Here is a 6,827-nt window from a genome sequence, read left to right on the forward strand (position 1 = left end):
TCCCGCACCGCACGATTCGTCGTCTAAGGAGTCGCTGTGCTCGAAGGATGCGTCGACTGGCCGCGGGAGACGGCCGACAGGTACCGGAAGCTCGGCCTGTGGGAGGGGCGGACGCTGGGGGACGAACTGCGGCGCTGGGCCGTGGAGTACCGGGACAGGGTGGCGCTGGTCTCGGGCGAACGGAGGGTGACCTACCGGGAGTTGGACGCCTGGGTGGACCGCGTCGCCGCGGGCCTGCGCGCCCGTGGGATCGCCCGCGACGACCGGGTCGTGGTCCAGTTGCCCAACGCCTGCGAGTTCGTGGTGCTGTGCTTCGCCCTGTACCGCCTGGGGGCGCTGCCCGTCTTCTCCCTGCCCGCCCACCGCGCGAACGAGATCACCTACCTGTGCCGGCACGCCGAGGCCGTCGCCTACGTCGTGCCCGACACCCACCACGGCTTCGACTACCGCACGCTCGCCGGCACGGTCAAGGCCGAGGTGCCTTCGGTGCGGGAGGTGTTCGTGGTCGGCGACCCGGGCCCGTACACGCCGTTCGCCGCACTGTCCGCCCCGCAGGACGGCCCGGCGGACGCGGGGGGCCCCGAGGACGGGCCGGAGCCGCACGACGTCGCGTTCTTCCTGCTGTCCGGCGGCACCACCGCGCTGCCGAAGCTCATCCCCCGTACCCACGACGACTACGCGTACCAGACCCGGGTCAGCGCGGAGATCTGCGGCGTCGACGAGACGTGCGTGTATCTCGCGGTGCTGCCGCTGCCGTTCAACTTCACCTGGGGCTGCCCCGGCGTCCTGGGTGTGCTGGGCGCCGGCGGCCGGGTCGTGCTGGCGAGCGGCACCGACCCGGAGGAGTGCTTCGCCCTGATCGAGGCGGAGCGGGTCACGCTGACCTCCGTGGTGCCGACGATCGCCCACATGTGGCTGGACGGGCGCGAGTGGATCGACCGCGACCTGTCCAGTCTGCGCACGCTCCAGATCGGCAGCGCGAAACTGCACCCGGAGGTCGCGCGCCGGATCGAGCCGTCGTTCGACTGTGCGCTACAACAGGTGTTCGGCATGGCCGAGGGGCTGTTGTGCATGACCAGGAGCACGGACGACCCCGAGACGGTCGTGACGACCCAGGGCCGGCCGATCTCCCCCGAGGACGAGCTCCGCGTCGTCGACCCGCAGGGTCGCCCGGTGCCGGTGGGCGAGACGGGCGAGCTGCTCACCCGCGGCCCGTACACCCTGCGCGGCTACTACCGGGCTCCCGAGCACAACGCCACGGCCTTCGACGAGGACGGCTTCTACCGCACCGGCGATCTGGTGCGCATGACCGGGCAAGGCGGGGTGGTCGTCGAGGGCAGGGTGAAGGACGTCATCGTGCGGGGCGGGGACAAGGTCTCCGCGACCGAGGTGGAACGCCACGTCAGCGCCCACCCCCGGGTCCGGCAGGCCGCGGTGATCCCGGTCACCGACCCCGTGCTGGGCGAGCGGGTGTGCGCCTGCGTGATCCCGGCGGCGGACGGGGCGCCGAGCCTGAAGGAACTGAAGACCTTCCTGTCCTCCCGCGGCGTGGCCGACTTCAAGCTGCCGGAGCGGCTGGTCCTGCTGGACTCCTTCCCGCTGACCGGTCTGAACAAGGTGGACAAGAAACGGCTGCGGGCCGACGTCGGCGAGTCAAGGGGGTGAGCCGTGCGGCAGGCCACGCGGTCGACGGCACGGGGCCGGACGGCCGGGTCGTACGCGGTGCCGGCGGCGAGCCGGGGCAGTGTGCTGGGCCGGGAGGAGACCGAGGCGCTGGCCGCCCTGCTCTCCTCCCGGGCCGCGCTGTCCTCCGGCGAGCAACGGGAGCGGTTCGAGGAGCGGTTCGCCCGGCATGTGGGGACGCGCTACGCGCTGTCGGTGACCAGCGGCACGGTGGCGCTGGAACTCGCCCTGCACCTGCTGGATCTCCGGGAGGGGGACGAGGTCGTCGCCACCCCGCAGACCTACCAGGCGACCGTGCAGCCGCTGCTCGGCTCGCCCGCCCGGGTGCGGTTCTGCGATGTCGACCCCGACTCGCTCAACGTCGACCCGGTCCGGCTGGCGGAGCTGGTCACCGACCGCACCCGGGCCATCGTGCTGGTGCACTACGGGGGGTGGCCGGCGGACATGGACCGCGTCATGGCGCTGGCCCGGGAGCGTGGCATCACGGTCGTCGAGGACTGTGCGCACGCGCTCGGCAGCAGCTACCGGGGCCGCCGACCGGGGTCGCTCGGCGATCTGGGATGCTTCAGCTTCCACTCCTCCAAGAACATCACGTCCCTCGGTGAGGGCGGCATGATCACCTTCGACCGGGAGGAGTGGGCACCGCGGCTGGACCGGCTGAGGTCCAACGAGCCCGACGGGCTGTACACCGGCCTGCCCGAGCCCGCGGACGGCGTGCCCGACCTGCTGCCGTGGATGAAGTACTCCTCGTCGGTCTACCGCACCCTCTGCGAGGGTGTGCGGCGCCCCGGGACCAACGCGACGCTCTCGGAGGCCGCGTGCGCGGTGGGGCTGGTGCAACTGAAGCGGCTGGAGGAGCTGGTGGCCCGCCGCCGGGCCATCGCGGCGCGGCTGGACGCGGTGCTGGAGCGCCATCCGCAGTGCCGGGTGCCGCGCCCGGGTGCGGGGCTGGAGCACGCCTACCACCTGTACACGTTCTTCGTCACCGAGCGGCAGGGCGTGCGCGAGAAGCTGGTGCGCGGTCTGGACGAGCGCGGTGTCGAAGTGGAACTGCGGTACTTCCCGATGCATCTGACGCCCGAGTGGCGGGCCCGCGGACACGACGCGGGCGAGTGCCCGGTCGCCGAGCGGCTCTGGTTCGGCGAGCACGTCAACCTGCCCTGCCATCCGGGTCTGACCGACGCCCAGGTCGACCACCTCGTGTGGGCGCTGGACGACGCGCTGGCCTCGCTGACGGCCGGCTGACGCACGACGGCGCCACGGGACGCCGGCGCCCCCCTCCCGAGTCGACGAGTCACCGAAAGGGACCGAGCATGCCACTGATCGAGGTCAAGCTGTACGAGGGACGGCTCAAGGACGGCACCGACGCGGAGCTGATCGCCGCGCTGACCGACGCGGTCGGCCGGGTGCTGGGCGAGAGCGCGCGGGAGCAGACCTGGGTGACGCTCCAGGAGGTGCCCCGCAGCCGCTGGGGCATCGGCGGGCGGCCCGGGGCCTGACCGGCCGATCGCGCAAACCGAGCAGAGAACGCCGGACGCCCGGTGCCGTCACGGCACCGGGCGTCCGGCTTTTCCGCACCCCTGCGGGTCCCGGCAGGCGTCACCGCGCCCAGGTGCGGTCCAGGTTGTCGGTTACGGCCTGGCTGTGGGCGCAGTAGCCCTGCTCACGGGCGTAGTTGGCCATGTACCGGCGGAAGGCGTCCTGCGGTTCCACCGACATCCGCAGGGCACGCCGGTTGGCCAGCACGCTGGTCGTGCCCATGGCGCGCAGCCCCTCGACGGCCCGGTCCGTCGCGGCGTCGAGCTCCGCCGCGGGCAACGCCTCGGAGACGATCATGCGGCCCTCCGGGCTGTCCACGGGGATGTCCCGGTTGAACAGGACGGCCTGCCGGGCCAGTTGCTCACCGACGAAGCGGGGCAGCCGCAGCACTCCGCAGCCGGGGATGATGCCCTCGCGTCCGGCGGGCAGGTTGACGTATGCCTCCTTCTGCGCCACCACGTGGTCCATGACCAGCAGGAACTGGCAGCCCCCGCCGATGGCGAAGGCGTCGACGGTGGCGATCCACGGCTTCTCCCGGGCGCTGCGCGGTTCGGCCTCGCCGGTGAAGGCGCCGGAGTGACCGCGGTACATCTTGTTGACCGCGCAGAGCTCCCGGTCGAGGAAGAAGTCGACCAGGGAGATGCGGCCCTGTCTGAGGTGGGTGAGGTTGATGCCGGCGCCGAAGACGCGGCGGCCGGCCCACTTGGGGTGGGTGGCGGTCCCGCCGCGCAGCACTCCGACGTCGATGCGGTCGTCGAGCAGCACGAGGTCGACGGCGATCTCCAGGGCCTGGTTGGACGCGTCGTCCTCGGCGTTGAGGTAGCGGTGGTTCTGGAAGGTGACGTGTCCGACGCCGTTCTTGTGGTGGACGGCGACCGGGCCGAGGTCGACCGCGTCCCGCTGGTGGAACTCGTCGAGCAGCCGCAGGGCCCGCTGCCGCGGCCGGGTCATGGCGTGCAGCAGGTGGCGTCCGCTGGGGCGGTCGCCGAGCACGTGGGCGACGAAGATGCCCTGGTCGATCTCCCAGCCCTCCTTGGCGCGCTGCTCCCGGGCCCGGTCGGCGGCCAGGTCGGCCTCGGCGGGGACGAGGCCCGGGTAGTGCCGGGCGGCCGCCGCGAGCAGTTCGGCCACGCGCGGTACGCGGCCGAGGCCTTCGGTGAGCGTGGCGTAGACCTCGCGGACGTGGCGGCCGAGGAACTCCTCCCGGGCGGCGCGTGCTTCGGCCAGCAGGCGTCGCGCGGTGTGCTGCTGGGCGGCTGAGCGGTCGGGGCGCTGCGGCAGCCGGTCCAGGTGCGTGCGTACCCCGGCGAGTTGCGCCGTGAGGGCCCGGGCGTCCTGTTCCAGGGCGGAGCGCGCGGTGCCGGGGGCGTGCGCCACGGTCTCCTCACTCATTCGGTGCGGGCGCCCGGGACCGGCGGCGTGCCGTCCATGCGGGCGGCGAGGCTCCTGGGCCGCATGTCGGTCCAGGTGTGTTCGATCCACTCCAGGCAGGAGGCCCGGTCGTCCTCCTCGTGGGCGACCGTCCAGCCGTCGGGCACGTCGGCGAAGACCGGCCACAGGGAGTACTGCCCCTCGTCGTTGACGAGCACGAGGAAGCGGCCCTCCGGGTCCTCGAACGGGTTGGTCATGGTGTGTTCCTCCTCCTGGGTCGGGGTCTCGGATCGGTGTCTCGGATCGCGGTCCTGCAGCGGGTCGCGGGCCGGTCAGGGGGTGTCGCCGAGGTGGTCGGCGAGGATCTCGCCGATGCGCCGGACGGGGTCGGCGCGGACCATCTCGGCGTGCTCGCAGGGGATGTCGTGCACCACGACCCGTCCGGTCGTGTACCGCTCCCAGCGCTCGGCGGGGGGCGCCCCGTCGACGCGGCCGGCGGTGGCCGCGAAGAACAGCACGTCGCTCTGGACGGTGCCCAGCGGCGGGTCGAACATCATGCGGCTGCACCGGACGAAGACGTCGGTGAAGGCCTCGACCCGGTCCTCGTCCATGAGGCCGGCCAGTGCGGTGCTGCCCTCCTTGAGCAGGGCGACGACCTCGTCCCGGCCCAGGTCCCGGTCGGCCGCGTGCCGCGGGTCGATCCCGGCCTCGGCGAGCAGCACCTGGTGGATGCCGCGCGTCATGGCGTCGTCGCCCTGCCGGTGGTCGGCGTCGGCGGGACGTTCGATGTCGGGGTAGGCGTCCAGCAGGGCGAGGGTGGCGACCTTCTCGCCCTGGGCCTCCAGGCGGACGGCGACCGCGTGGGCGAGCAGACCGCCCAGGGACCAGCCGAGCAGGTGGTAGGGGCCGGCGGGCTGCACCTGCCGGATCCGTTCGGCGTAGTCCGTGGCGAGTTCGGCGATGCTGTGCGGGGTGCCGCCCGGCTCGCTCAGGCCGCGCGCCTGGACGCCGTACACCGGCCTGCGGTGGTCGAGGGAGCGCAGCAATCCGGAGTACACCCAGCTGATGCCGCCGGCCGGGTGGAGACAGAACAGCGGGGCGCGGTCGCCGCCGTGCCGCAGCGGCAGCATCACCTCGAAGGCGTCGGAACCGTCGGACACCCCGAGCCGGGCGGCCAGCCGGGCGACGGTGGGCGCCTCGAACATGGTGCGTACGGCGAGCTCCGTGCCGAAGGTGGCCCGGACCCGGTTGATGAGCCGGGCGGCGAGCAGCGAGTGCCCGCCGAGCGCGAAGAAGTCGTCGTCGACGCCGACCGACTCCCGGCCCAGTACCTCGGCGAAGAGCCGGCACAGCAGGTCCTCCGGCACGGAGCCGGGCGGCCGGCCCCCGCGGCTCTCGCGGAGTCCGGGGTCGGGCAGGGCACGGTGGTCGACCTTGCCGTTCAGGGTCAGCGGCAGCCGGTCCAGCACGGTGAAGTGGCTGGGAACCATGTACTCGGGGAGCCGCTCGGTGAGGTGGGCGCGGATGCGGGCGATCAGCGCGGCGTGGTCGTCCGCGCGGCGCGGATGTCCGGCGTGGGCCCACACCGGGAACGCCGCGGCCTCGGCCGTGGGCCGGTAGCGGCCCAGCGCGGCGGCCTGGCCGGCGCCGGCCCGTGGGGCGGGGGTGAACGTGACGTCGTACCGTCCCGTCTGGCCCGGTGCGGGCACCAGCGCCGCCCGCAGGCCGAGACGGTCGGCGAGGCGGTGGAGGTCCTCCGGGTCGGGCAGGTTTGTGGGGAGCGCTCCGCGCAGCCGGCCGAGGACCACCTCGGGGTCGCTGCCGTTGTCGAGGGCGGTGACGGCGGCGAGCGGGGCGGCGACGCGCCGGTCGGATACGCCGGTGACGGTCAGTGGGCCGTCGGGTGCGTGGGCGAGGTGTTCGGCCAGCCCCGTCAGGTCGTGGACGTCGTGGCCCCAGCGCAGGGTGCGGGCGGGCGGCACGTCCGAGGCGGCGGCGGGGTCGGTGTGCAGGACGACGTCGTAGCGGTAGGCGCTCAGTTCGTTGTGGTGGACGGAGCGTTTCAGGCCCACGTCGACGGCGGTGACGGCGTCGATCTCGGTGTGCAGCGTGGCGAAGAAGTCGGGTGCGAGCAGGAGTTCGTTCTCCAGCAGCACCTCGCGTTCGACGGCCGTGCGCAGGTCGGACAGGCTCGTCGAGGCGTCCGCACGGTGCAGGGCGACGGAGGCGGCGAA

The 6,827-nt window shown here is 73.3% G+C and carries 6 protein-coding genes; 3 read left to right on the plus strand and 3 right to left on the minus strand.

What is annotated here, in order from left to right; genetic code table 11:
• Positions 1-36 precede the first annotated feature (36 nt).
• From KWI83_RS36380 to KWI83_RS36390, 3 genes are all read left to right on the plus strand, one after another.
• Entirely contained in the window at positions 37-1,665 is a 1,629-nt protein-coding gene (locus KWI83_RS36380) for a (2,3-dihydroxybenzoyl)adenylate synthase (RefSeq protein WP_218518646.1), read from the plus strand.
• Between the two features lie 3 nt (positions 1,666-1,668).
• Positions 1,669-2,928 carry a DegT/DnrJ/EryC1/StrS family aminotransferase gene (locus tag KWI83_RS36385; RefSeq protein ID WP_218518647.1) on the plus strand — a complete coding sequence of 420 codons (1,260 nt, stop codon included), beginning with the start codon at positions 1,669-1,671 and terminating at the stop codon, positions 2,926-2,928.
• Positions 2,929-2,996: 68 nt separating this feature from the next.
• Positions 2,997-3,182, plus strand: coding sequence for a tautomerase family protein (locus KWI83_RS36390; protein ID WP_095748043.1), 186 nt, complete (start codon positions 2,997-2,999; stop codon positions 3,180-3,182).
• Between the two features lie 100 nt (positions 3,183-3,282).
• Here KWI83_RS36390 and KWI83_RS36395 read toward each other — a convergent pair whose 3' ends face one another.
• From KWI83_RS36395 to KWI83_RS36405, 3 genes are all read right to left on the minus strand, one after another.
• Positions 3,283-4,614, minus strand: a complete 1,332-nt coding sequence (locus KWI83_RS36395; RefSeq protein WP_218518648.1) for an enoyl-CoA hydratase/isomerase family protein — start codon at positions 4,612-4,614, stop codon at positions 3,283-3,285.
• The gene (locus tag KWI83_RS36400) at positions 4,611-4,850 is read right to left on the minus strand and encodes an MbtH family protein (RefSeq protein WP_218518649.1); all 240 of its coding nucleotides are present in this window, start codon (positions 4,848-4,850) and stop codon (positions 4,611-4,613) included. The genes KWI83_RS36395 and KWI83_RS36400 overlap by 4 nt, the downstream gene beginning before the upstream one ends.
• A gap of 75 nt (positions 4,851-4,925) precedes the next feature.
• On the minus strand, positions 4,926-6,827 hold a 1,902-nt coding region (locus KWI83_RS36405; RefSeq protein WP_218518650.1), incomplete at its 5' end, for an alpha/beta fold hydrolase.

The organism is Streptomyces sp. TRM70350 (assembly GCF_019219825.1).
In the GTDB taxonomy this organism is placed as follows: domain Bacteria; phylum Actinomycetota; class Actinomycetes; order Streptomycetales; family Streptomycetaceae; genus Streptomyces.